The organism is Thiorhodococcus drewsii AZ1 (assembly GCF_000224065.1).
Taxonomy (GTDB): domain Bacteria; phylum Pseudomonadota; class Gammaproteobacteria; order Chromatiales; family Chromatiaceae; genus Imhoffiella; species Imhoffiella drewsii.
In genome coordinates this window covers 78,615-102,577 of record NZ_AFWT01000009.1, presented here as the reverse complement: position 1 = coordinate 102,577, position 23,963 = coordinate 78,615, and the positions used below count along the sequence as shown (strand labels likewise).

Genomic DNA, 23,963 nt, shown 5'->3' with positions numbered 1-23,963 from the left:
GCAGGCGCGGGGTTTACTGGATCAGTCCGCGTACGGCGAAGGCGCTGATCATCATGCCGGTGACATAGACGCTGACGCCCAGTCCGCTGAACCAGGTCGCACGTTCGCGCGGGTCGCCCAGGAAGCGGATCATCAGCGCGACCTGGATCAGCAATACCACGCCGACGGCGATGGCATGCGCTGGCTTGTCCCAGGCGAAGAGCAGGGCGACGACCACGGCCTGCGGCAGCCCCATCACCAGGCAGAGTAGGCGCGCCGCGCCGTCCACGCCGAGCTGGACCGGCAGCGAGCGCACATTCATCTGGATGTCGCCCTCGATCGCCTTGAAATCGTTCAGGGTCATGATGCCGTGCGCGCCAAGGCTGTAGAGCAGGGCGAGGACGAGGATCTTCCAGTCCGGAAGTGCGCCGCCGATCATGACCGCTGCGCCCGTGACCCAGGCTAGACCCTCGTAGGAGATACCGGCGGCCAGGTTGCCCCACCAGCCGTTGCCCTTGAAGCGGAAGGGCGGCGCGCTGTAGCCCCAGGCGATCGCCATGCCGACCAGCGCGATGCCGAAGACCCAGGGACCGAGCGCATAGGCCAGCAGCAGCGAGACGGCGGTCCAGATCAGGGATAGATACAAGCCCCAGCGACCAGGGATGCGCCCCGACGGGATCGGGCGGTTGGGTTCGTTGATGGCATCGACGTGGCGGTCGTACCAGTCGTTGACCACCTGGCTGGTGCCGCACATGAGCGGGCCGGCGAGGATGATGCCGGCGATGACCACCAGCAGTTGCTCCAGGATCGGCGCACCCGAGGAGACCACGCCGCAACCGAAGGCCCACATGGGTGGAAACCAAGTGATGGGGTGGAGCACCTCCAGCATCGCGGAGGGCTGGGGATAGCGCGCGTTCGCGAGCGGCATCGTTTGATTCATGCGGGGAACCTTCGTCTGCTCCGAGAGGGTCGACTCATCGTGAGGGTTTTACGGATAGAGGCAAATCGGCGTCGTTCGCCTGGGGATTGCTCGTCATAACGCCCGCGCCACCTCGGGCGCCGATAGGGCGGCACATGGGTGCTCGTGATGGAGGGCGGCGAGCGGGAATGACGGCGGGACCCCGTTCAAGATCGATCCTTCTTGTCTGGCCCCGGTGGGTCGGAGGGCTGATCCGCGACGATGCCATAACGGTCGATTTTGACGTACAGGCTTTGTCGACTCAAGCCCAGCAACTCGGCGGCTGAGGCACGGTTGTCCCCGGTCAACTTGAGTGCCACCTCGATGCAGAGACGCTCGATGGTGTCGGTCGATTCGCGGACCAGTTCCTTCAGCGGGACGCGACCGACTCGGTCGGTCAGCTGATCCAACCAGCGGGTCTGTTCCGGGGTAGTCGGTTGCTCGGCGTTCAGCCGTCGTCCGACGTCACGGATGAAGAATCCGAAATAGGGGCGTTCTCCGTTACGCACGGCAGCGGCCGAGATCTCGACCTCCGTAGTCGAGCCGTACTCGCCGCGCAAGGTGGTCGCGAAAAGCCGGACGGTCGTGTGCTGGCGCAGATTGGCCATGAGAACGTTGAGGTCGACTCCGGGGCGTCCGAGCCAGCGGTCGAGCGATTCGCCGCGCGCCTGTTGTTCGGTCGGAACCTCGGCGAGACTCAGGAAGGTCGAGTTTGCCGTCAGTATGCGACCTTCTGGGTCGGTGATGACCAAGCAGTCCGGCGCGTTCTCGAACACGCGCAGATAGCGGGCCTTCGTCTCCGGCAGGGCCGAGGTCGAGGGCGCCGAAAGGATTGGAGCCAGTCTCACCAGCAGGAATGAGGCGTTTTCCTGGCGCAGCAGCGAGGCGGAGACCAGGAATTCCTGCATGCTGTCGAGCTGGTTGGCGCGCACGTCGTCCGCGCGGCCCGCTGCGCGGACTCCGGCGAGGAGTCCGTTGATTGCGTGCATGCCCTCGGTGTCGAAGCCTTCGGGGAAGGGGCGTCCGATAACGCGACTCGGGCTCTCGCCAAGCAGTTGGCCGGCGGCCGGATTGGCCTCGACGACACGCTGCGTCGGGGCATCAATTATGAGGATCGCCTCCGAGACCATGCGGAACAGCAGGCGATAACGGGTCTCGACCTGACGGAAGCGCCAATAGTCGCGCTCGAGTGCCTGTTGGGCATCGATGAGCTGCTGCTGTAGCGCGGCCATGCCTTGCAGATTGCGGCCGACGACGACAATCGGCCCCTGATCGCGTAGGCGCAGGGCGCGATACTGGATGGGGATGTCGGTTCCGCGCGCTGTCGGGTGATTGATTTGCCGCCAGCGGGTCATCGTCTGCTGACGGGCCTCGTTGAGCAGGGCTTCGAGATTGGCGCGACTCTCCGGGGCGATCACGGACGCCCAGGGCTGGCCGATCCAGTCCATGCTGAAGTCCGCGCGCAGTTCGTCGCTGCCGAAGGAAATGTCGTTCACTACCCCCTGGTCGTCGAGCACCACGGCGATATCGGCCATGCCCTCGACCAAGGCCGCCGCTGTCTCGGCGTCGAGGACGCCGAGGGATTCCCTCGGGGCTCTGAACGAACTCACGGCGACCAGACCCTCCACTGCCTATGGGCGTGCCCCGAAGGCCCTCTCCTGGGCCCGCAGCGGCAGATTCGCCGGATCGATTAATACGATAACGCACGCCAGAAGACGCGCTGTGCATTGCTACGACATTTACGGTATTCGGCTGTTTTCACACTCTGTCAACCGCGTTTACAGCCGGTTGGCGAAGTGACGGCGGCTTGGCTGAGACCGTCCGCTCATGCCGGGTTCGCTACCGAGAGCGCCGACGTAACGATTTAATAAACGCACGTCTGTCATGGGTTTTGTCGATGACTGGCCCGCAGACGCTGTGCCCAGCGAGGAATGCGGTCTGCTACGGGGAATTCCCTAAGGGAAAACGCTTGGTTAGCGATGGCGCGGCACGCCGACTCCGTCCTCCGGGTTCGATTTCCTATTGTGGTGGCTTGTTCTGGGTTGTCAAGTCAGGTTTACGTAAAGTTTGGTTGACGCATCTTTGAAAGCAGACTAGATTTCTGCATGCGACTTAAGTGATGATCTAAAGGATCTTGAGCGGATTCCGACCTAGTAACAGATGACCCATCACCCTAATCAACAGAACCCGCGTCGGCCTCTTTACACACCGGAAGAGCGTCTCCGGCGGGACGCATCGTCGTGGACGTTGGTCCAAGGCATCCTTGCGCCCATTCAGTTTCTGGTCTTTCTGATCAGTCTCTATCTGGTGTTGCGCTATCTCGCCACCGGCGAGGGCGCGTTTATCGCAACCCTTTCGATCGTCGTCAAGACGCTCGTCCTCTATACCATCATGATCACCGGCGCGATCTGGGAGAAGGTGGTCTTTGGTCGCTATCTCTTTGCGCCCTCCTTCTTTTGGGAGGACGTCTTCAGCATGTTGGTGCTCGCGTTGCATACGGCCTATCTCGTCGCGCTTTTCACCGGTTTCACGGATACGCGTGGTCAGATGTTGCTGGCGCTCGCGGCCTATGCAACCTATGTCGTCAATGCCGCCCAGTTCCTGATCAAACTGCGCGCCGCGCGTCTTGAGGGTGCGCGCGCCAAGGCGCCAGCCGCTAGCCACTTGGCCGAGGTCGCGGAATGAGCAGTGCCGATGAGCAGCGACGCGTGGGCGTCGAGAGCTGTGGCGTGCCGAACGTCAATCGCGAACGTGGACAGCGGCAGGTTTTCTGCGGTTTGGCTGGCATCGTCTGGCTTCATCGCAAGATTCAAGATGCCTTTTTCTTAGTCGTCGGCTCGCGTACCTGCGCGCATCTGCTGCAGTCCGCAGCGGGCGTGATGATCTTCGCCGAGCCCAGGTTCGCGACAGCCATCCTTCAGGAGCGTGATCTGGCCGGTTTGGCCGATTGCAATCAGGAGCTCGATCGCGTCGTGGCCGATGTGCTTGAGCGTCGCTCTGATATCAAGACCCTGTTTCTGGTCGGCTCCTGTCCCTCCGAGGTCATCAAGCTCGACCTGAGCAAGGCGGCCGAGCGTTTGTCCGAGACCCATCAGGGGCGCGTGCGCGTTCTCGACTATTCGGCCAGCGGTCTGGAGACGACCTTTACCCAGGGCGAGGATGTCTGTTTGATGTCCCTGACGCCTCAGCTGCCCCTGCTTGCCGAGGGCGAGTCTTCGCTTTTGGTGGTTGGGACCCTGCCCGATGTGGTCGAGGATCAGTTCGCTCGCATCTTCCGCGATTTGGGTATCGGTCCGGTTCACTTTCTTCCTCCACGCCAGTCGACCGAGCTGCCTCCGGTGGGCAAGGGGTCTCGGGTCCTGCTGGCTCAGCCCTTCCTCGGCGAGACCGCTCGGGCGTTGCAGAAGCGTGGCGCGACCCTCTTGGATGCCCCCTATCCACTCGGGATAGAGGGAACTCTGGGCTGGTTGAAGGCAGCCGCAGATGCATGGGGCGTGTCCGAAGAGCGTTTGCGCGAGGTGACCGCCGCTCCCATCGCGCGGGCCGAGCGCGGCCTGGCGCGTCAGCGCGAGCTGCTGGCCGGCAAGCGGATCACCTTCCTGCCCGATTCGCAGCTCGAAATCCCTATCGCCCGTTTTCTGGCGCGCGAGTGCGGGATGGAATTGGTCGAGGTGGCGACCCCCTTCCTGGATCGCCAGTTGATGGAATCCGAGCTTCAGCTGTTGCCGTCCGACCTGCGTCTGACCGAGGGGCAGGATGTCGAGCGTCAGTTGGATCGGGTCCGAGAGGATCGTCCTGACCTCACCGTCTGTGGTCTGGGCCTGGCGAATCCGCTGGAGGCCGAGGGGCTGCGGACCAAGTGGTCGATCGAGCTCGTGTTCAGTCCGATCCACGGATTCGATCAGGCGGCCGATCTGGCGGAACTCTTTGCGCGCCCACTCGTGCGCGGCGCACTGTTGCAGGTTTGATGTCATGCAGTTGACCCTCTGGTCCTACGAAGGCCCACCTCATATCGGCGCGATGCGTCTGGCCGCCTCGATGAAGGGTGTGCATCTGGTTCTGCATGCCCCGCAGGGCGACACCTATGCCGACCTGCTCTTCACCATGATCGAGCGCCGCCCGCAGCGTCCGCCGGTGAGCTATACGACCTTTCAGGCGCGCGAACTCGGGACGGATACCGCCGAGTTGGTGAAGACGACCATCCAGCAGACCTACGACCGCTTCAAGCCGAGCGTGCTCATGGTTGGCGAGTCTTGCACGGCCGAGCTGATCCAGGATCAGCCTGGCGCGCTCGCCCAGGGCATGGGCCTGCCCGTTCCGGTGCTTCCGCTTGAGCTTCCCGCGTATGCGCGAAAGGAGAACTGGGGCGCCAATGAAACCTTCTATCAACTGATTCGTGGCCTGCTGCGCAGCCGTGTTCCGGCGCCAGGCTCCGAGCGTGAATTGCGCGCCGAGGGTGCCCGTCCTAAGGCCAACCTCCTGGGGGCTTCGTCGCTCGGTTTCCGGTGTCGCGACGATGTGGTCGAGGTCACGCGTCTGCTCGACTCGGTTGGGGTCGACGTCAACGTCGTGGCCCCGCTGGGCGCGTCGCCCGAGGATCTGCTGCGCATCCCGGAGGCCGACTTCAACGTCTGCATGTATCCCGAGATTGCGGATCAGTCGTGTCATTGGTTGGAGCGCATGTTCGGCCAGCCGATGGTTAAGACCGTGCCCATCGGTATCGGCGCCACACGCGATTTCCTCCACGAGGTGGGGCGTGCTGCGGGTATCGAGATCGACACCACGAAGGATCCTATCTGGTCTAGAATGCCCTGGTACTCGCGGTCCGTCGATTCGACCTACCTGACGGGCAAGCGGGTATTCATCTTCGCGGATGCCACGCATGCGGTTGCCGCAGCGCGGATTGCCGCCGAAGAGCTCGGTTTTACGGTCGTCGGATTGGGTACCTATGCCCGTGAGTTCGCTCGTGACGTACGCGAGGCGGCAAAGCGCTACGGTGTCGATCCGCTGATCACGGATGACTATCTCGAGGTCGAGGCCCGGGTCGCCGAAGTGCAACCGGAGCTGGTGCTGGGCACTCAGATGGAGCGCCACATCGCCAAGCGTCTCGGCGTTCCTTGCGCCGTTATCTCGGCGCCGGTGCATATCCAGGACTTTCCGTCCAGATACGCGCCTCAGATGGGTTTCGAGGGTGCGAACGTCATCTTCGATACGTGGGTCCACCCCTTGATGATGGGGCTCGAAGAGCATCTCATCACCATGTTCCGGGAGGACTTCGAGTTCCACGATGCCGCGACGCCCTCGCACCTTGGTCCGGGAACACGTAAGACGCAATCGGAGGATGCGGAGCCTGCTGCCGCCGAGCAGGCCGCGCGGGCGGACGACGCAGTTATGGCTTGGGCACCGGAAGCCGAGCAGGAACTGAAAAAGATCCCCTTCTTCGTGCGCGGAAAGGCGCGGCGCAATACCGAAAGGTTCGCCGAAGAATGCGGGATCCAGACAATTACTGTGGAGACGCTCTACGATGCCAAAGCGCACTTCGGCCGCTGAAAAGCGCGCCAAATCCTCCGACACGACGCCTGTTCGTGTCGTCATCGTCAATCTCGATGGGCATCTGGCGGGGACAACTCAGCGCGCGCTCCCAATCGTCCAGCGCGATTTGCCCGGGCTGCAGCTCAATCTGCACGCGGCGACCGAGTGGGCCGACGATCCGGCATCCCTTGAGCGCTGCCTGAGCGATATCGCCGAGGGCGATATCATCATGGTCACCATGCTCGTCATGGAGGACCACTTCAAGCCGATCCTATCCGCGCTCGCCGCACGCCGCGACAACTGCGACGCCATGATCGTCTGCATGTCCGCCAGCGAGCTGATGAAGATGACCCGCATGGGTGGCTTCAGCATGGACGGCTCTTCCAGTGGCGGTCCCATGGCGCTGCTCAAGAAGCTGCGCGGCAATCGCGAGCGTAGCCAGAGCGCCGGCGCGCAGCAGATGTCGATGCTGCGTCGTATCCCCAAGCTGCTGCGCTTCATTCCGGGCACCGCGCAGGACGTGCGCGCCTATTTTTTGACCCTCCAGTACTGGTTGGCCGGCTCGGACGAAAATCTGGCCAATATGCTGCGCTTCCTGGTCGACCGCTATGCGGACGGCGACCGCCGTCATTTGCGCGGGACCCTGAAGGTCGCCGCGCCGGTCGAGTATCCCGAGGTCGGTGTCTATCATCCAGAGATGAAGGGGCGCATCTCGGAGAAGCTCGCGCAACTGCCGGGTATCAACGCCAAGGGTCGCAAGGGGCGTGTCGGTCTGCTCTTGATGCGCTCCTATGTATTGGCCGGCAACTCAGGTCATTACGACGGTGTGATCAAGGCGTTGGAGGCCAAGGGCCTGCAGGTGCTCCCCGCCTTCGCCAGTGGACTCGATGCCCGTCCGGCGATCGAGAAGTTCTTCATGCAGGATGGCGTATCGACCGTCGACGCGGTCGTTTCTCTGACCGGCTTCTCGCTGGTCGGCGGTCCCGCCTACAACGATTCCCATGCCGCTGAGGAGATGCTGACGCGGCTCGACGTGCCCTATCTCTCCACCCTCGCGGTCGAGTTCCAGACTCTGGATCAGTGGGAGGAATCCAGTCAGGGTCTGCTGCCGGTCGAGGCGACTATGATGGTCGCTATCCCCGAACTCGACGGCGCTGCTGGCTCCATGGTCTATGGTGGTCGCAATGGCGGCGGTTCCGAGGATGGCGCGCGCGACATGCATGCACATACGGAACGCGCCGAGATGCTCGCCTCGCGTACCGCTCAGTTGGTGCGTCTGCGTCGGGCTGAGCGCGCCGAGCGCAAGGTCGCCATCGTGCTCTTCAACTTCCCGCCCAATGCGGGTAACACGGGCACTGCGGCCTATCTGTCGGTCTTCGCTTCGCTCTATCGCACTCTGGTCGCCATGGATGCTGCGGGCTACAACGTGGATCTGCCCGAGAACGTCGACGATCTGCGCGAGCGTATCGTCAACGGCAATGCCTCCCGTTTTGGCGCGCACGCCAACGTGCATACGCGCATTCCCGCAGATGACCATGTCCGCCGCGAACGCTATTTGGCCGAGATCGAGAATCAGTGGGGTGCGGCGCCCGGCAAGCAGCAGAGCGATGGTGCCTCCATCTTCGTGCTCGGTGCCCAGTTCGGCAGCGTCTTCGTCGGCGTTCAGCCTTCCTTCGGTTACGAAGGCGACCCCATGCGCCTCTTGTTCGAGAAGGGCTTCTCGCCGACCCATGCCTTCTCGGCCTTCTACCGCTATATCCGCGAGGATTTCGGCGCCCATGCCGTGCTCCATTTCGGGACCCACGGTGCCTTGGAATTCATGCCGGGCAAACAGGCGGGTCTTTCCAACGAGTGCTGGCCGGACCGCCTGATCGGCGATCTGCCGAACGTCTACCTCTATGCCTCCAACAACCCCTCCGAGGGGACCATCGCCAAGCGTCGTTCGGCCGCGACCCTCATCAGCTACATGACGCCGCCGATCACCCACGCCGGACTCTACAAGGGGTTGGTCGAACTCAAGGGCTCTATGGAACGCTGGCGTTCGCTACCGCCGACGGATGTCGACGAGCGCGCTTCGCTGGCCGAGATCATTCAGGCCCAGGCGGCGGAGCTGGAACTCGCCGAGCTGGAGCCCGCTTGGGGCGAGGATGTGAATACGCGCATCGCCAAGCTCAACGAAGAAGTGCTGGAGTTGGAGTACACCCTGATTCCGCACGGTCTGCATGTCGTCGGCGAGGCGCCGAATGAGGAGGAGCGCGTCGACCTCCTGATGGCCGTCGCCGAATCGACCAAGGACGTTCGTCCCGATAAGGCCGCGCTTGAGGCGCTGGTCGCCGGTAAGTCGCCCGAGAAGGCGCTCAAGGCCGCCAAGGTGAAGGCGACCGAGGACACCGTCGCGCTCTTCCGTGAGTTGGCCGAGATCGATCGATTGCTGGTCCAGGACACCGAGATTCCGGCGATTCTGCGCGCCCTCGACGGCCGCTTCATCCCGCCGGCACCCGGTGGAGATCTGCTGCGTACCCCGGCGATTCTGCCGACCGGTCGTAACCTGCACGGTTTCGATCCCTTCCGTTTGCCGAGCCTTTTCGCGGTCAAGGACGGTGCTCAGCAGGCCGCGCGCCTGATCGAGCGTCATCGCGCCGATGACACCGGCTACCCCGAGACCATCGCTCTGGTCCTCTGGGGAACCGACAACCTCAAGACCGAGGGCGGACCCATTGGCCAGGCGCTCGCACTCATCGGTGCGCTTCCGCGCTTCGACAACTATGGCCGACTGGCCGGCGCGACCCTGATCCCGCTGGAAGAGTTGGGTCGTCCGCGCATCGACGTGGTCATGACGCTCTCCGGTATTTTCCGCGACCTGTTGCCACTGCAGACCAAGTTGCTGGCCGAGGCATCCTTCCTGGCTGCATCCGCCGATGAACCGGTCGAGCAGAACTTCATTCGCAAGCATGCGTTGGAGTACCAGAAGGCGCACGACTGCGATCTGGAGACCGCATCGCTGCGTGTCTTCAGTAACGCCGATGGCGCCTACGGGGCCAACGTCAATCACCTCATCGACAGCAGCAGCTGGGATGAGGGTGAGGAGCTGGCCGAGACCTACACCCGTCGCAAGAGCTTCGCCTACGGTCGCTCCGGCAAGCCCGTGCAGCAGGCAGATCTGCTTAAGAGTTGTCTCGGTCAGGTGCAGCTCGCCTATCAGAACCTGGATTCGGTGGAGCTCGGCGTCACAACCGTCGACCATTACTTCGATACCCTCGGTGGCATCGCCAAGGCGGTCAACCATTACAAGGGCGACGATGTTCCTGTCTACATTGGCGACCAGACGCGCGGCGACGGTGTGGTGCGCACCCTGGCCGAGCAGGTCGCGCTGGAGACCCGTACCCGCATGCTCAATCCAAAGTGGTACGAGGGCATGCTCAAGCACGGCTACGAGGGCGTGCGTCAAATCGAGGTGCATGTCACCAATACCATGGGCTGGTCGGCCACGACCGGTCAGGTCGCACCCTGGGTCTACCAGCAGCTGACCGAGACTTTCGTGCTCGACGAAGAGATGCGCAACCGTTTGGCTCAGCTCAATCCGACCGCGTCGGCCAAGGTCGCCAATCGCCTGATCGAGGCCCATGAACGCAATTACTGGTCGCCCGACGAGGCGACCCTCGAAGCGCTTAGAAAGGCGGGAGAAGAGTTGGAAGATCGACTCGAAGGTGTGATTGAGGAGGCGGCTGCGTGACCAATCAGGAGTTGCCCGTCGATATGTTCGGTTCGCTGCCCAAGCAACCCGATGGTGAAGGCAGCGTGCAGGTCCAGCTCGATCCGGATATGCGCATCGATACGGCCAAGGTGTTTGCCATCTATGGCAAGGGTGGTATCGGTAAGAGCACGACCTCGTCGAACCTGTCGGTCGCCTTTTCCAAGTTGGGTAAGCGTGTTCTGCAGATTGGTTGCGATCCCAAGCACGACTCGACCTTCACCCTGACCAAGTGCCTGGTGCCGACCGTCATCGATATCCTCGAATCGGTCGATTTCCATGCCGAGGAGCTGCGTCCGAGCGATTACGTCTACGAGGGCTACAACGGCGTCATGTGCGTCGAGGCCGGCGGTCCGCCCGCTGGCACCGGTTGCGGTGGCTATGTGGTCGGCCAGACGGTCAAGCTCCTCAAGCAGCATCATTTGCTGGAGGACACGGACGTCGTCGTCTTCGATGTGCTCGGCGACGTGGTGTGCGGCGGCTTCGCGACCCCCTTGCAGCACGCTGAGCGTGCGCTGATCGTGACCGCGAACGACTTCGATTCGATCTTCGCCATGAACCGCATCGCCTCGGCGATTCTGGCCAAGTCCAAGCACTATGGCGTGCGGCTCGGCGGTGTCATCGCCAATCGCAGCCGCAACACCGACGAGATCGATCGCTTCGTCGATGCGGTCGGGCTCAAGCGTTTGGCGCATCTACCCGATCTGGACATCATCCGTCGCAGTCGTCTCAAGAAGTCGACGGTCTTCGAGATGGATCCCGAGCCGGGCTCCGGGCTGGAGGGTGCGCAGCAGCAATATCTGGACCTGGCCCAGCGACTCTGGGATGGCGTCGAGCCTCTTGAGGCTCACCCCATGCGCGACCGTGACATTTTCGATTTTCTGGGGTTCGACTGATGCCGAATGGTTCCTATCAAGAGCGGCGCGGACAGATCGAAACCTATTTCGATCGGACGGCGGCGGATGCCTGGTCCAAGCTGACCTCGGACGCCAAGGTCAGCCGTATTCGCGAGACTGTGCGCGCGGGCCGCGATGACATGCGCAATACATTGCTCGACTGGCTTCCGGCCGATCTGAGCGGCAAGCGCCTACTCGACGCGGGCTGCGGAACCGGTGCGCTGGCCGTCGAAGCCGCACGTCGTGGCGCCGAGGTGGTGGCGATCGACGTGGCGCCGACACTGATCGATATCGCACGCGAACGCGCGCCCAAGGATTTCGATGGCGGTTCGATCCATTTCGAGGCGGGCGACATGCTGGATCCGGCCCACGGTCGTTTCGATCATGTGGTCGGTATGGATTCGCTGATTCATTATCGACCGGCAGACGTCGTGAATGTGCTGGCCGGACTGGCCGAGCGGACCAGCACCTCGATCATCTTCACCTTTGCGCCGAAGACCGTGCCGCTTGCGATCATGCATGCTGTGGGCAAGTTTTTTCCGCGCGGTGATCGCTCGCCGGCGATCGAGCCCGTGAGCGTCAAGACCTTGAAAGGTTTGATTGCCGCCGATGCGGCACTGGCCGGCTGGCAGCCGAATCGGACTCGGCGCATTGCCGTTGGCTTTTATACGTCTCAGGCACTGGAGCTGATTCCCGGATGAGACGCGGCCTTGCAGCGTCACCGAGCGCATCGGTGACGTTGTGGTGAGGGCGCATTGCGCGCCGTGGAGGACCCAGCCTAGCGCTGTGGAGATTGCTCTGGGGGCGTAGTGGGCGGCATCGGTCGAAGGCGTCATCCAGTGGGTTATCGGCCCGGCATTGACCGGTTTTTCCACCGGCTATAGAGTCGTTTATCACATTGAGATCGTAACGTTTTTCGCCATGCCGTTCGCTGTTGCTCCATTCGTGCGAACGGTGCGAGGACTTGGTTCCTGGCGGTCATCGCGCTTCGGTCTAGTCGGCTGTTCCGGCTAGCCATTTGTCCTACGGAGGTTACATCATGTCTGCTGCCATCACTGAATACATCGACGTTGCTCAATTGACGATTTGGGCGTTCTGGTTCTTCTTTGCTGGACTCATCATCTATCTCCGCCGCGAGGACAAGCGGGAAGGTTATCCGCTTGACTCGGACCGCACCGAACGCTCCGGCGGTCGCGTTAAGGTCGTCGGCTTCCCCGATCTGCCCGATCCCAAAACCTTCATCCTGCCGCACAACGGCGGCACCGTCACGGCTCCGCGTGCCGAGGCTCCGCAGGCCAACATGAAGGCGACTCCTGTCGCTCCCTTCCCAGGCGCGCCTTTCGAGCCGGTCGGTGACCCCATGTTGTCCGCCTTCGGTCCCGCTGCCTCTCCGGATCGTGCCAAGCACTGCGATCTCACCATCGATGGTGTAGAGAAGATTGTGCCTCTGCGTGTCGCCACCGATTTCTCCATCGCCGAAAAGGATCCGGATCCGCGCGGCATGACCGTCGTCGGTCTGGATGACGAGCCGGCCGGTACCATCACCGATGTCTGGGTCGACCGTTCCGAGCCTCAGATCCGTTACCTTGAGCTGAAGGTTGCGGCCGGTGGCAAGCAGGCCCTGGTTCCGATCGGTTTCTGCGTCTTCAATAAGAAAGCACGTAAGGTCAAGGTTGCCGCAATCAAGGCCGCCCACTTCGCGAACGTGCCTGTGCTGTCGAAGCCGGATCAGATCACGCTTTACGAAGAAGACAAGGTCAGCGCCTATTACGGCGGTGGTAAGCTCTACGCTACTGCAGATCGCTCCGGGCCCTTATTGTGAGGGAGTATGACTTCGAGCCCGTTCGAGGGCTTCCTGAGCGTCTTCCTCCTGGCGAGGAGATGCTCTGGCAGGGTTCGCCGCGCTGGGATGTCCTCGCGCGGCGTGCCTTCCATGTTCGCAAGGTTGCTGTCTATTTCGCGGTGCTCGTGGTCTTGCGTCTCGTCGTGGATTGGTCCGATGGATCTTCCGCGGCGAGCGTCATTCAGGGCGTGACTTGGATCCTTGCGCTGGCGCTGGTGTCGATTGGTGCGTTGACCTTGCTCGGTTGGGCAATGGCGCGGACGACGCTCTACACCATCACCAACCGGCGGGTCGTCATGCGGATCGGCGTCGCCTTGCCGATGATCATGAACCTTCCGTTCAAGCAGTTCCGGTCCGCAGATCTTCGAGTCTATCCGGACGGCAGTGGCGATATACCGCTACTGCTTGCAAAGTCGGCTCGGCCGTCGTACATGATCTTTTGGCCCCACGTGAGGCCGTGGCATTTCTCGCCGACTCAGCCGATGCTGAGGGGGATTCCGGATGCCGCTGCGGTTGCCAAGATTCTCTCGGATGCCCTTGCGGGCTATTTGGAAGAGTCGCGGCAGGCCGATGGTGGGTCGGTTGAGTCTTCGGCACAAGGCGAGACATCGCTGGCTTCCTGACGGCATTTCTCATTCCGATGAGGTTCCATTTTGACTGAAGAGTATGGTGAACGCCCTTTTCCGAGGGGCGTCTTGATCGCCGTCGCTTCCTTGCTGAGCTTTGTCATCATCATGGTCGGGGTCGCTCGCCTGACTGGCGCAAAGTTCGATGAGGCCCCGTTGACTCCAATCGTGCAGGAGCGCGAACTGCATTTCGTGGATCAATCCGATGGTTCGACAGAGATTGTGGACCCATCCACCGGCGAGGTGATCCAGACCCTGGCGCCTGGCGGTGCTGGATTCATCCGTGGAGTGTTGCGGGCGTTCGGGCGCCAACGGATGGGTTATGACGCCACGATCGATCAGGCACCGTTCCGCCTGGCCCTTCGTCAGAACGGCAACTTGACTCTCGAAGATCCCACCACGGGCATCGTCATCGACCTGAGGGCCTATGGCGAAACCAATCAAGCGTCCTTTGCTGAGCTGCTGCCTGCGCGCGGCGCTTCCCAATGACGGCTAGCCTGCCTAGCAGAGTGGACCCGGTCGGTTGTTCGCGATCGATTTCGGTCGTGGTTAGGACGGTCGATCGCGGTCCTTTTGTCCGCTGACCGCAGATCGTTTCGTTCGAAACGGCACCAAGATTTGGGTCTACAGCATGTCCGACTTCGGTTTCCCCGTCCTTTACGCGCTCGGTCTCTGGTGGTTCAGCACCGGTGTGGTGCTCTATCTCGACAATCTGCCCGGACGTACCTTTCGCTGGACCCTGCTCGGCGGCTCCTTCGTTCTGGCCATCGCCACCTTTGGCGTCGTCATCAGCAGTGCCTCCGTCACGAACTTCGCTCAGTACGCGTCTTTCACCTGCGGGGTCGTTATCTGGGGCGTGCTGGAGATGAGCTATTTCACTGGGTTGGCCACTGGACCGCGCAAGACGCCTTGTCCACCCGGTTGCTCCGATCTGCGACGTTTCGGTCTGGCGATCCTGACCAGCCTGTATCACGAGTTGGCTGTGATGGGTACGGCACTCTTCCTGGTGCTTATCTCCTGGGAGGAGCCGAACCAGGTCGCTGTCTGGACCTTCGTGGTTTTATGGCTGATGCGCTGGAGCGCGAAGCTGAATCTCTTTCTCGGCGTGCCGAACCTCAACGAGGACTGGCTGCCCGAGCACCTGCGCTATCTCAAGACATACATGTCGAAGCGGGGCATGAACCTGTTGTTCCCCGTTTCCGTGACTCTGGCGACCGTGATCGTGGTCCTGATCGTGCTGGAGGCGCGCGAGCCCAGTCTAACCGCAGCCGCCTCGCAGGGATTGGCCTTGGTCGCTACATTGCTGGCCCTGGCGATACTGGAGCATTGGTTCTTGGTGCTTCCTCTACCCGACGAGGCACTCTGGGCCTGGGCCTTGCCTCATAAGGATGTTCCCGACTCCGATGATGATTCGGGGCGGCCAGGCTCGGATTCGAATCAATCCGATGTGCTTACCAAGCGAAGACGCGCATCGAAACAGCGCGGGACGAGCCAAGAACTCTCCCGGACTGCCGTTCCGTCCCCACCTTGGCGTCGAGCCTATCAGGCCTAACTCGGCCCTTTCCTGACTCCGATCATCCTGAACGGACCGGAACTTTGCCTCGGATGTCTTGACGAGTTGGAGGTTCGGTGGCGTGCGCAGTATAATTTCGATGCGCCGATGATCACACCTAAGTCGACAACGTGTGAAGGGTTTTAGGATGGCCGTCTCTGCGTATAGCCTGGATGCTGTCCTCGTTGGGTCCGGCTGGATCCATTAAGTATTCCACCGTACGTCTTCTGTAGTACCGTTTCGCAAACGCCTTCGACCCTTGTCGGTACGGGTCAGCAAGGGCCGCTTCCGCAGACTTTGGTCTGCAGTCCGATCCGACGCTCGGGTGGGCGGTGGCTGCCGAATAGGGTCGAATGTGTTCCGGGTGGTGTCTGGTGTATCGGCGAGGCCCAGTATGACAGCGGTTCAATCTGACTAGATGGGTTAAGACCATGGCGCCTTCTTCCTCTTCCGTCTTTCCTCTTGAGCTGCTTGAGCGGTACGGTGTCCCTCCCCACCGATGTGCCATGCCGAACTTGGGGCCTGTCGAGGACAGACCCTTTACGGACGTGCACTACCAAGAGGTGTTGTCTTCGTTTCGCCGCAGACCGGACGAGCGACTCGCCGTGTACGTCCATGTCCCTTTTTGTCACGTTCGCTGTCTCTATTGCGCCTGCGATACGACGGTAACCCATAGCGTCGAAAAGGTAGACCAATATCTCGACGCCTTGGAGCGTGAGATGGATATGGTCACCCGTCTTGTCGGACGTGGTCGCAAGTTGGATCAGCTTCATGTCGGCGGAGGTACTCCGAATCATCTGAACGAGCCGCAATTGGCGCGGTTGATGGAGATCTTGGAGTGTCATTTCGAGCTGTCATCCGACACCTGCGCCTCGATCGAATGCAATCCGCGTCGGGCCTCGGTCGGACAACTCGAACTGCTCTACGGTTTGGGTTTTCGGCGTATCAGCTTAGGGGTTCAGGATCTCAATGCGGACGTGCAGCGCGCCATCGGTCGCGTGCAGTCGCTCAACATGGTGCGTGATGTCTATTTGACGGCGCGCGAGACCGGTTTCGAGAGCATCAACCTGGATCTCGTCTACGGTCTGCCGTTCCAGACTCAGCGGAGCTTTCTGGAGACGCTGGACCAGATCCTAGAACTTGCCCCCGACCGCGCCGCCTGTTTCAGCTATGCCCACGATCCCTCCACCCGCCCTCATCAGCACGCGATCAACGTCAATCAGCTACCCTCCGCAGCGGAGAAACTCGGTCTCTTCCAGAACGCGGTCGAGGCCTTCACCTCGGCCGGTTATCGTTGGGTTGGGCTCGACCTCTTTGTGCGCGAGACGGATGAGTTGTTCGATGCGCAGCGCGAGGGACGTCTCTATCGCAATGCGATCGGCTATACGACCATGCCCTCGACTCAGGTTCTGGCCTTCGGGCCGAGCGGTATCGGCGAGGTCGGGGATGCCCTGATGCAAAACGAGCCGGATCTCCGAACCTGGCAGAAGCGTGTCAACAGCGGTCATCTGCCGGTTGCTTGGGGGCGTCAACTGAGCGAGATCGATCGGCGTCGGCGTGACGCCATGCTCTACCTCATGTGTAATCTCCAGCTTCCGGCGAGTTCAGCCACTGATCTGGAGCAGGAATACAGTCGTCTGTGTCGCAATGCCGAGCACGGACTGGTGGAGGTGTCGGACGCAGGGATTCGCGTGACCTCCAAAGGGCGTTATCTGCTGCGTGGACTCTGCGCCGAGCAGGACGAATTAGTCGATTGGGGAAGTAGCCAGTGGCGCTTCAGGGTACCGATTTGAAACACGAGAATCATGGACGCGTTGGTCCGAACGCGATTATTCGCGTCGCCGAGGCATTGGAGGCCGCGCAGGGGCCGGAGGCCGTTTCCGAACTTTTTCGCCGGGCGGGGCTTGAGCGCTACCTTGAGGCGATGCCGACCGAGATGGTTGAAGAGGGCGAGGTGACCAGCCTACAGGCCGCCTTGCGGGAACTGTTGGGTGTTACCGCCGCCCGCGCGATCGCGCGCGATGCGGGGATGCGCACGGGTGACTACTTGCTGGCGGTGCGGATTCCGCGACCGGCACAGGCGATCCTGTCCATTCTACCGCCGCGTCTGGCCACCCGGATGCTGCTCAAGGCTATCGGCGGCAATGCCTGGACCTTCGTCGGGACCGGCGTCTTTTCGGCCGATCCCAGCTATCCGCCGAAATTGACCGTCAGCGACTCGCTGCTCTGTCGCGGTGCCACCGCCTCGGAGCCGCTGTGCGACTTTTATGCCGGTACCTTCGAGCGTCTCTTCGGCCGTCTCGTCCATCCGAAGGCGCAGGTGACCGAGATCGCCTGTCATGCCGTCGGTGCGCCAAACTGCGTTTTCGAGATTCGCTGGTAACATTCAGACGTCCGCGAGGGCTCGGTCCGCTGTTGCGGCGCCGAGCCCTTGTCGTTTGCGGGCGTTGACGTTCCGATTTCCACTTATGTGCGACCTTCCCTGTTTCCGCGATGCACCCTGGTCGAGCGGGTCAGCTTTGGCCCTGATCCAGGGTGAGCGTTCATGCAGCTACGATCAGCTGCGTGCCTCGGTCGAGGCGCGTGAGATCTTGCTGCGGCGATCGGGCGTTCTGCCCGGTCAGGTCCTCATGGCACCAGATGCGCCGGTCTGGGATCTGATCCTCACCCAGCATGCACTGGCCCGGATCGGGGCCCTGTTGTTCCCCGTGCGAGAGGGTTCGGATCCGAGTCTATTGGAGGCGTTGATCGCCCAGGCCGGGGTGGAGTGGAGGTGGGATGCCTCGGCCGAGCGGCCCTTGTGGGTCGGGGACCGAGTCGCCCCGGTTGCGGAAACGGATGATGCATCGCTGGCGTTGCTGATCAAGACGAGCGGTAGCACCGGACGCCCCAAGATCGCCATGCTGGCCCAGACCAACGTCTTGGCCTCGGCGCTCAATGCCAATGCGGTGTTGGGGCTGGGGACGGGGGATATTTGGCTCGCCTGTCTGAGATCGAGTCATGTCGGGGGGCTATCCATCGCTTACCGTTGCGCCCTCGTCGGTGCGACGCTTCTGCTTCACGATGGTTTCGTGGCGGAATGGGTTGCCAGGGATCTGGAGCGTCTTCCGGTGACCCACCTGTCACTGGTTCCGCCGATGCTCGCCCGCCTGCTGGAGCTCGGCTGTCGGCCTCCCGCGTCCTTGCGTGTGCTGATGCTCGGTGGGCAGGCACTGAGCCTTTCGCTCGCCCAGCGCGCATTGGATGCTGGGTGGCCGCTTCACGTCAGCTATGGCATGACCGAAACCGGCTCTCAGATCGCCACGAAGGGACCGCTGTGCGGTCGCATCGAGGAGACCTCGGTGGTGGGTCGTCCCATGCCGGATCTCGATCTGGATCTCAGTCACTGCGATACGCGCCCCGCGCGTCTGCGGATTCGCGGTTCGGTTGTGATGGCCGGCTATGCCAATCCGGAGCGCCGGCCGGGGGACGGTCTGGATGAGGAGGGTTGGTTCGAGACCGCCGATCTGGCCTGTCTCTCGCCAGAGGGCGAGCTGCGCATCCTCGGGCGGGCCGACGATGTGCTCGTGATCGGTGGAACCAATGTCTCGCGGGCCCGAATCGAAAACCTGTTGGCCTCCATGCCGGGTATCGGTGACGTGCAGATCGTCGATCGGCCGGATCCGGTGTGGGGACACCGGCTGATCGCCGTCCACAGCGGCGATTTGGCCCAATCCGACCTCGATGCCTGGTGTGGCGATCATCTCTCCGGTCCCGAGCGTCCGCGTGCCTTCATGCATCTGGCGCCCTTTCCGCTGTTGGATTCGGGAAAGCTCGATCGTGCGGCAATCGCCTCCCATGTGAGGGCGGCTGATATTTGAGTCGCCAGTTGCCAGCCGTTAGCTACAAGCCGGCACTGGCGGGCGGCGATTGAGGGTTCTGTCCTGCTCGAAGGGAGCCGAGCGCCGTTCGGCGCTCGGATCGGGTGCTGGGGCGTGCTGGATCAGGGATGTCCCGCTGCGCTGGGCGGGGCAGCCATCATATCCTTGAGCGTGTAGCCGTCCGGGATCTCGAACATCGAGGCCGGCATGGGCTCGTGCCGGATGACCTTGACCTCGCTCTCGGTCTCCATGGTGGATCCCATCATCTGCATTCGGGTCTTGGTCAGGATCGGATAGCCCTTGACCTTTTCCATCTCCGCGCGCTGGGCCTTGGCGGCAGCCGAGTCTCCCAGTAGGCCGTTCGGTCCGGACATGCTCATGAGGTTGTTGAACCGATCCAGATCGAGATCGACGTCCTTCGCCGCCCAGATCTCCTGTTGAATGTCCATCATGCCGGTCTTGGTGACCTCGTATTTGGTGCAGTCCCAGTCACCGATCTTGCGAGTCTCGCCGGTGTCCTCGACCTTGATCTGGGTCTTTTCCATCATGGCGCGCATCTGCTCCATGCCGGGCTGCGACATGCCCTCCATCATGCTCTTGACGTCGATCTGGTAATACTCCTTTTTGGCGTTATTCAGGAAGGTCATGGTGCCTGTGGTCGGATCCAGGATCATGTCGGCTCCGTCCGATTTCGAACTCGCGACCTTCATCTTCCCGTAGGCGATATAGGTCTTGCTCAACTCTTCGGTTGGCGTCTCGCCCATCAGTCCGGAGGTGTGATTGAGTGTCTCGATGTAGAGCCCCTCTTCTTCGGCGAAGGCGGCTGGGAGCGCGAGCAGCGTCATCAGGAGCGCGAGGACGGCGGGCAGTGCGCCCTTGCTGATGGGTCGAGCGAGATATTGCGTCATGTTCGATGTCCCTGTGGTGATGATGTTTCTGGTCCGATCCGCGTGCTTGGCACGGAATCGGTGGCTCAGTCTTTCAGGTTGCGTTTATCCAACACGCGTTTCGCCTTGCCGACGAAGCGCTCGATGCTGCGAGGCTCGACCAGGTCGACATGCGCTCGGATGCCCGCGACGGTGTGGATCTCGCGGCTGATTCGTTCGCACAGCGCCTGCATGCGGTCCATGCGGTCGGAGAAGATTTCAGGATGGATCTCGACCTTCACGTGCACCTCGTCGAGCGTACCCGGCCGGCTCACCTCGATCAAATAATGCGGTGTGGTGCCCTCGACCCGCAGCAGCGCCTCTTCGATCTGGGAGGGAAAGACGTTCACGCCTCGGATGATGAGCATGTCGTCCGTGCGTCCGGTGACGCGGCTCATGCGGATGCTGGTACGGCCGCAGGTGCAAGGCTCGCGATAGATTCGGGCGATGTCGCGCGTGCGGTAGCGAATCATGGGCATCGCCTCGCGCGTCAGGTTGGTGATGACCAGCTCGCCTGGTTCTCCCTCGGGTACGGGCTCCAGCGTCTCCGGGTCGAGACATTCGACCAGGAAATGGTCCTCCTGGATGTGCATGCCGTCGTGCGCCTGGCACTCGCCGCTGACTCCGGGGCCGATGATCTCCGAAAGACCGTAGTTGTTGAAGGCGGCGATATCGAGCTGTTCCTCGATTTCTCGGCGCATGTCCTCGGTCCAGGGTTCGCCCCCAAGATGGGCGTAGCGGATCGGCAGGGTACGCGGGTCGATGCCGAGATCGCGCGCGGTGTCGGCGATCGTCAGGGCATAGCTCGGGGTGCAGATCAGCACCTCGGGTGCCAGGTTGCGCATGATATCGATCTGACGTCGGGTATTTCCGGCGGCGGCCGGAATGACGGTGGCGCCGACCTTCTCGATGCCGTAGTGCAGACCGAAGCCGCCGGTGAAGAGTCCGTAGCCGAAGGCGACCTGGACCGTGTGCTCGGGTCTGAGTCCGCCGGCGACCAGGAAGCGGGCACAGAGCTCGGACCAGATGTCCAGGTCGCGGGCGGTATAGCCGACGAAGGTCGGCGTGCCGGTGGTGCCGGACGAGCCGTGGATGCGGGCCAGTTCCTTGCGCGGGACGGCGAGCAGCCCCAGCGGATGATGGCGGCGCATGTCGCTTTTGGTGGTGAAGGGCAAGCGCCGGATGTCGTCGAGAGAGCGGATGCTGTGCGGACCGATCTCGTGATGGGCGAACTGGTCGCGGTAGAAGGGCACCCGTGCGGCGCGGGTCACGAGCCCACGCAGACGCTCCAGCTGAAGCGCGGCGCGCTCGGCGCGCGGCATGGTTTCGGCCGCTGGGTTCCACAGGGTGGGTGCGGTCGAGGAAGGGGGTTGACTATCGGGTATGGACATCATCCGGAATCCGTTGTGTGAAAGCCGTAGATACGCGTGGGGTGGCTTGGCGCAGCGGCTTCATCGATCGGCCGCGACCGCTTGGAGGTGCCTGCTTTCGGTCCTTGAATGGAGCGACGTACACCCAGTCGAACCGGGACATCGCTATGTCCGATTCAGTGACGAAGGGGCCGTCGCTGTCCACAAGGAATTTGGCCGGCGACCAGGGGTCGTGGCGGCTTGCGGTGGGGTGTCGAGCGTGTTTCAGGGGACGAAGCTCATGAGTTCCTCTGCACTGACGACGTGCAACTGCTTGTCGAGCAGGACCTCGATGGCCCGGTCAGGGTCCTCGAAACGGAAGATGAGGATGGCCTTGTCGCCGCGTCGCAGCGAGAAGGCATACATGTACTCGACGTTGAGGCCCGCGTCCTCAAGGATCTTGAGTGCGGCCGCCAGACCGCCCGGACGATCCAGCACGTCGACGGCCACCACCTCAGTGAGGTTCACCACCCAGCCGGCCTGTTCCAGGACACGCTTGGCCGTTTCCCATTCCTTGACGATGAGGCGCAGGATGCCGAACTGTGCGGTATCTGCGAGCGATAGCGTCAGGATATTGATGTCCTCGTTGGCGATCGCCGTCAACGGGGCTTCGAGCCGCCCAGGACGGTTTTCGAGAAAGAGCGAGAGTTGTTGCAGTTTCATGGCATTGGGCTCTCTTTAGAAATGGATGTTGCGAACCGCAAGGGCGTGACGTGCGGGAGCGGCGTCCGTTCGCTGCCCGCACCCAATATGCTGTGCGGTTAACTTCCTTCGTTGCGGCGGTCGATGACCCGTTTTGCCTTACCCTCGCTGCGCGCGATGGTGCGCGGCTCGACCAGACGCAGTTCGACCCGGATGCCGATGATGTGCTCGATCGCTTGGGCCAGACGTTTGCGCACCTCTTCGAGCCCACGGATCTTGTCGCTGAAGACCTCGGGCGTGACTTCGATCTCGACCGCGATCTGATCCAGCCCATGGGAGCGGGTGAGGATGATCTGGTAATGGGGCAGGGTGCCCTCGACCCGCAGCAGGGCGGCCTCGATCTGCGAGGGGAAGACGTTGACGCCGCGGATGATGAACATGTCGTCCGAGCGGCGTCCGATGCGGCGCATGCGCCGGATGGTGCGTCCGCACGAGCAGGGTTCGGTGATGATGGAGGTGATGTCGCGCGTGCGGTAGCGGATCATCGGCATCGCCTTCTTGCTCAGGGTGGTGAGCACCAGCTCGCCCTCTTCGCCGTCGGGCAGCGCCTCTCCGGTCTCGGGGTCGATGATCTCGGGATAGAAGTGATCCTCGAAGATGTGCAGCCCCTCCTGGGCGCAGCATTCGCTGGCGACGCCTGGACCGGTGATCTCCGAGAGGCCGTAGATGTCGTAGGCCTTGATGCCGGCCTCGGCCTCAATGTGCTTGCGCATCCCGTCGGTCCAGGGCTCGGCGCCGAAGATGCCGATCTTCAGAGGCAGTTCGCGCAGATCCACGCCCAGTTCGCGGGCGCGCTCGACCATGTAGGTGAAATAGCTTGGGGTACAGCAGAGCGCGGTGACCTGGAAATCGCGGATGAGCATGATCTGGCGGTCGGTGTTGCCGCCCGAGATGGGGATCACGGTGGCGCCCAGCGCCTCGCCGCCGTAGTGGGCGCCGAGCCCGCCGGTGAAGAGACCGTATCCGAAGGCGTTCTGCAGGATGTCGCCGCGATGCATGCCGCAGGCGGCGAAGGTGCGCGCCATGACCTCGGACCAGACCTCGACGTCCTCGCGGGTATAGGCGACCACGATCGGTTTGCCGGTGGTGCCGGAGGAGGCGTGCAGGCGCACCACGTCGCTCATGGGGCTGGCGAAGAGCCCGAACGGATAGGTGTCGCGCAGATCGGTTTTGACTGTGAAGGGCAGGCGCTGGATATCTTCCAGTCGCTGGATCGCGTCGGGCGTGATGCCGCGTTCATCCAGCCGGCTGCGGAACAGCTCGACATGCTCGTAGGCGCGGGCTACGACGGCGCGCAGGCGCCGCAGCTGGACCTCTCGGAGCGCCGTCTGTGGCAGAAAATCCGGGGCGCTGGCGGGATGGAATCCACCTTCCGCGTCGTTCCAGAGCTCTCTCAGCATGGGGTCCTCGCGTATTTTAGCCGGCCTGGTTGCGCTCGAGCGCGGCGGCGCGTCCGAGTGCGAAGGCGTGTTCGTTGATCTTATGGAGCTTCTCTGCAAGGTTGGCGTACATGGCTGTGAGCCAATCTTCCTCCGGAATGTCCAGCACCATGGACATGGCGCCCAGCAGCGCGACATTGAGGCTCTTCTTGTTCTTGAGCGCGCCCTCCGCGAGCACGTCCGGGCCGATCAGGATACCGTTCGCGCGCAGGATGGGGCGGTTGATTTCGACCTGGGTTTCTTCCAGGACCAACAGCACGTCCGCCTCGCCGGGCGGTACCATCGGGCTCAAGACCTGGGGACCGAAACGCACGTCGCTGCTGACCGATCCGCCGCGCTGGCTCATGCCGTGCAGTTCGCTTTTCTTGACGTCGAGTCCGGCGCGGAAGGCCGCGTCGGCCAGGATATCCGACGCCTTGAGGACGCCCTGACCGCCGAGTCCGGCGATGACTACATTGGTAACGTTCGTCATGCGATCACTTTGAGGATT

The 23,963-nt window shown here is 62.4% G+C and carries 19 protein-coding genes and 1 pseudogene; 13 read left to right on the top strand and 7 right to left on the bottom strand.

The features are described 5' to 3' along the window. Window positions 1-13: 13 nt before the first annotated feature. Together chlG and ppsR are read right to left on the bottom strand one after the other, a co-directional pair. Window positions 14-925, bottom strand: a pseudogene (gene chlG / locus THIDRDRAFT_RS07920) (chlorophyll synthase ChlG); the annotation flags it as partial. Between the two features lie 179 nt (window positions 926-1,104). Then, complete coding sequence (ppsR, locus tag THIDRDRAFT_RS07915) at window positions 1,105-2,547, bottom strand: transcriptional regulator PpsR (RefSeq protein WP_040844312.1); 1,443 nt, start codon at window positions 2,545-2,547, stop codon at window positions 1,105-1,107. Window positions 2,548-3,097: 550 nt separating this feature from the next. Here ppsR and bchF point away from each other — a divergent pair. The 13 genes from bchF to THIDRDRAFT_RS07850 all read left to right on the top strand — a co-directional run bounded on the left by bchF (window position 3,098) and on the right by THIDRDRAFT_RS07850 (window position 18,997). Further along, window positions 3,098-3,622 (top strand): 2-vinyl bacteriochlorophyllide hydratase, encoded by a 525-nt coding sequence (gene bchF / locus THIDRDRAFT_RS07910; protein ID WP_007040314.1) that lies wholly within the window; start codon window positions 3,098-3,100, stop codon window positions 3,620-3,622. Continuing rightward, window positions 3,619-4,905, top strand: a complete 1,287-nt coding sequence (locus THIDRDRAFT_RS07905; RefSeq protein WP_007040313.1) for a ferredoxin:protochlorophyllide reductase (ATP-dependent) subunit N — start codon at window positions 3,619-3,621, stop codon at window positions 4,903-4,905. The genes bchF and THIDRDRAFT_RS07905 overlap by 4 nt, the downstream gene beginning before the upstream one ends. A gap of 4 nt (window positions 4,906-4,909) precedes the next feature. Beyond that, window positions 4,910-6,487 carry a ferredoxin:protochlorophyllide reductase (ATP-dependent) subunit B gene (gene bchB, locus THIDRDRAFT_RS07900; RefSeq protein WP_007040312.1) on the top strand — a complete coding sequence of 526 codons (1,578 nt, stop codon included), beginning with the start codon at window positions 4,910-4,912 and terminating at the stop codon, window positions 6,485-6,487. Further along, window positions 6,462-10,202, top strand: coding sequence for a magnesium chelatase subunit H (locus tag THIDRDRAFT_RS07895; protein WP_007040311.1), 3,741 nt, complete (start codon window positions 6,462-6,464; stop codon window positions 10,200-10,202). Before bchB ends, THIDRDRAFT_RS07895 begins: the two co-directional genes overlap by 26 nt. A gap of 23 nt (window positions 10,203-10,225) precedes the next feature. Beyond that, on the top strand, window positions 10,226-11,116 hold the full coding sequence (gene bchL, locus THIDRDRAFT_RS07890) for a ferredoxin:protochlorophyllide reductase (ATP-dependent) iron-sulfur ATP-binding protein (RefSeq protein WP_040844310.1): 891 nt from the start codon (window positions 10,226-10,228) through the stop codon (window positions 11,114-11,116). Then, a complete protein-coding gene (gene bchM / locus THIDRDRAFT_RS07885) occupies window positions 11,116-11,817 on the top strand; it encodes a magnesium protoporphyrin IX methyltransferase (protein ID WP_007040309.1) in 702 nt (233 codons plus the stop codon). The genes bchL and bchM overlap by 1 nt, the downstream gene beginning before the upstream one ends. A 338-nt stretch (window positions 11,818-12,155) precedes the next feature. Then, entirely contained in the window at window positions 12,156-12,938 is a 783-nt protein-coding gene (gene puhA, locus THIDRDRAFT_RS07880; protein ID WP_007040308.1) for a photosynthetic reaction center subunit H, read from the top strand. After that, the gene (puhB, locus tag THIDRDRAFT_RS07875; protein ID WP_050984665.1) at window positions 12,935-13,582 is read left to right on the top strand and encodes a photosynthetic complex putative assembly protein PuhB; all 648 of its coding nucleotides are present in this window, start codon (window positions 12,935-12,937) and stop codon (window positions 13,580-13,582) included. Before puhA ends, puhB begins: the two co-directional genes overlap by 4 nt. Window positions 13,583-13,612: 30 nt before the next feature. After that, window positions 13,613-14,074 carry a photosynthetic complex assembly protein PuhC gene (puhC, locus tag THIDRDRAFT_RS07870; RefSeq protein ID WP_040844264.1) on the top strand — a complete coding sequence of 154 codons (462 nt, stop codon included), beginning with the start codon at window positions 13,613-13,615 and terminating at the stop codon, window positions 14,072-14,074. Between the two features lie 142 nt (window positions 14,075-14,216). Then, on the top strand, window positions 14,217-15,137 hold the full coding sequence (gene puhE / locus THIDRDRAFT_RS07865; RefSeq protein ID WP_007040305.1) for a putative photosynthetic complex assembly protein PuhE: 921 nt from the start codon (window positions 14,217-14,219) through the stop codon (window positions 15,135-15,137). Between the two features lie 506 nt (window positions 15,138-15,643). Next, window positions 15,644-16,930 carry an oxygen-independent coproporphyrinogen III oxidase gene (gene hemN / locus THIDRDRAFT_RS07860; protein WP_007040304.1) on the top strand — a complete coding sequence of 429 codons (1,287 nt, stop codon included), beginning with the start codon at window positions 15,644-15,646 and terminating at the stop codon, window positions 16,928-16,930. After that, on the top strand, window positions 16,927-17,520 hold the full coding sequence (bchJ, locus tag THIDRDRAFT_RS07855; protein WP_040844304.1) for a bacteriochlorophyll 4-vinyl reductase: 594 nt from the start codon (window positions 16,927-16,929) through the stop codon (window positions 17,518-17,520). The genes hemN and bchJ overlap by 4 nt, the downstream gene beginning before the upstream one ends. 85 nt (window positions 17,521-17,605) lie before the next feature. Beyond that, window positions 17,606-18,997: an AMP-binding protein gene (locus THIDRDRAFT_RS07850; protein WP_050984664.1), complete on the top strand. Its 1,392-nt coding sequence runs from the start codon at window positions 17,606-17,608 to the stop codon at window positions 18,995-18,997. A gap of 122 nt (window positions 18,998-19,119) precedes the next feature. Here THIDRDRAFT_RS07850 and THIDRDRAFT_RS07845 read toward each other — a convergent pair whose 3' ends face one another. The 5 genes from THIDRDRAFT_RS07845 to THIDRDRAFT_RS07825 form a co-directional block, all read right to left on the bottom strand. Next, window positions 19,120-19,905, bottom strand: coding sequence for a DUF4412 domain-containing protein (locus THIDRDRAFT_RS07845; protein WP_007040301.1), 786 nt, complete (start codon window positions 19,903-19,905; stop codon window positions 19,120-19,122). A gap of 65 nt (window positions 19,906-19,970) precedes the next feature. Further along, window positions 19,971-21,314, bottom strand: coding sequence for a phenylacetate--CoA ligase family protein (locus tag THIDRDRAFT_RS07840; RefSeq protein ID WP_007040300.1), 1,344 nt, complete (start codon window positions 21,312-21,314; stop codon window positions 19,971-19,973). 243 nt (window positions 21,315-21,557) lie between these two features. Continuing rightward, entirely contained in the window at window positions 21,558-21,995 is a 438-nt protein-coding gene (locus THIDRDRAFT_RS07835) for an ACT domain-containing protein (protein ID WP_007040299.1), read from the bottom strand. Between the two features lie 98 nt (window positions 21,996-22,093). Further along, complete coding sequence (locus THIDRDRAFT_RS07830) at window positions 22,094-23,434, bottom strand: phenylacetate--CoA ligase family protein (RefSeq protein ID WP_007040298.1); 1,341 nt, start codon at window positions 23,432-23,434, stop codon at window positions 22,094-22,096. Between the two features lie 16 nt (window positions 23,435-23,450). Next, complete coding sequence (locus THIDRDRAFT_RS07825) at window positions 23,451-23,945, bottom strand: indolepyruvate oxidoreductase subunit beta (protein ID WP_007040297.1); 495 nt, start codon at window positions 23,943-23,945, stop codon at window positions 23,451-23,453. Window positions 23,946-23,963 lie beyond the last annotated feature (18 nt).

Excerpts from the sequence above, each read along its gene's own strand:
- puhE (WP_007040305.1), top strand. The coding sequence starts at position 14,217 with ATGTCCGACTTCGGTTTCCCCGTCCTTTACGCGCTCGGTCTCTGGTGG.
- THIDRDRAFT_RS07850 (WP_050984664.1), top strand. The coding sequence starts at position 17,606 with ATGTGCGACCTTCCCTGTTTCCGCGATGCACCCTGGTCGAGCGGGTCA.
- THIDRDRAFT_RS07835 (WP_007040299.1), bottom strand. The coding sequence starts at position 21,995 with ATGAAACTGCAACAACTCTCGCTCTTTCTCGAAAACCGTCCTGGGCGG.
- THIDRDRAFT_RS07840 (WP_007040300.1), bottom strand. The coding sequence starts at position 21,314 with ATGTCCATACCCGATAGTCAACCCCCTTCCTCGACCGCACCCACCCTG.
- puhA (WP_007040308.1), top strand. The coding sequence starts at position 12,156 with ATGTCTGCTGCCATCACTGAATACATCGACGTTGCTCAATTGACGATT.
- THIDRDRAFT_RS07905 (WP_007040313.1), top strand. The coding sequence starts at position 3,619 with ATGAGCAGTGCCGATGAGCAGCGACGCGTGGGCGTCGAGAGCTGTGGC.
- THIDRDRAFT_RS07830 (WP_007040298.1), bottom strand. The coding sequence starts at position 23,434 with ATGCTGAGAGAGCTCTGGAACGACGCGGAAGGTGGATTCCATCCCGCC.
- hemN (WP_007040304.1), top strand. The coding sequence starts at position 15,644 with ATGCCGAACTTGGGGCCTGTCGAGGACAGACCCTTTACGGACGTGCAC.
- bchM (WP_007040309.1), top strand. The coding sequence starts at position 11,116 with ATGCCGAATGGTTCCTATCAAGAGCGGCGCGGACAGATCGAAACCTAT.
- THIDRDRAFT_RS07895 (WP_007040311.1), top strand. The coding sequence starts at position 6,462 with ATGCCAAAGCGCACTTCGGCCGCTGAAAAGCGCGCCAAATCCTCCGAC.
- bchL (WP_040844310.1), top strand. The coding sequence starts at position 10,226 with ATGTTCGGTTCGCTGCCCAAGCAACCCGATGGTGAAGGCAGCGTGCAG.
- THIDRDRAFT_RS07825 (WP_007040297.1), bottom strand. The coding sequence starts at position 23,945 with ATGACGAACGTTACCAATGTAGTCATCGCCGGACTCGGCGGTCAGGGC.
- bchF (WP_007040314.1), top strand. The coding sequence starts at position 3,098 with ATGACCCATCACCCTAATCAACAGAACCCGCGTCGGCCTCTTTACACA.
- THIDRDRAFT_RS07845 (WP_007040301.1), bottom strand. The coding sequence starts at position 19,905 with ATGACGCAATATCTCGCTCGACCCATCAGCAAGGGCGCACTGCCCGCC.
- bchB (WP_007040312.1), top strand. The coding sequence starts at position 4,910 with ATGCAGTTGACCCTCTGGTCCTACGAAGGCCCACCTCATATCGGCGCG.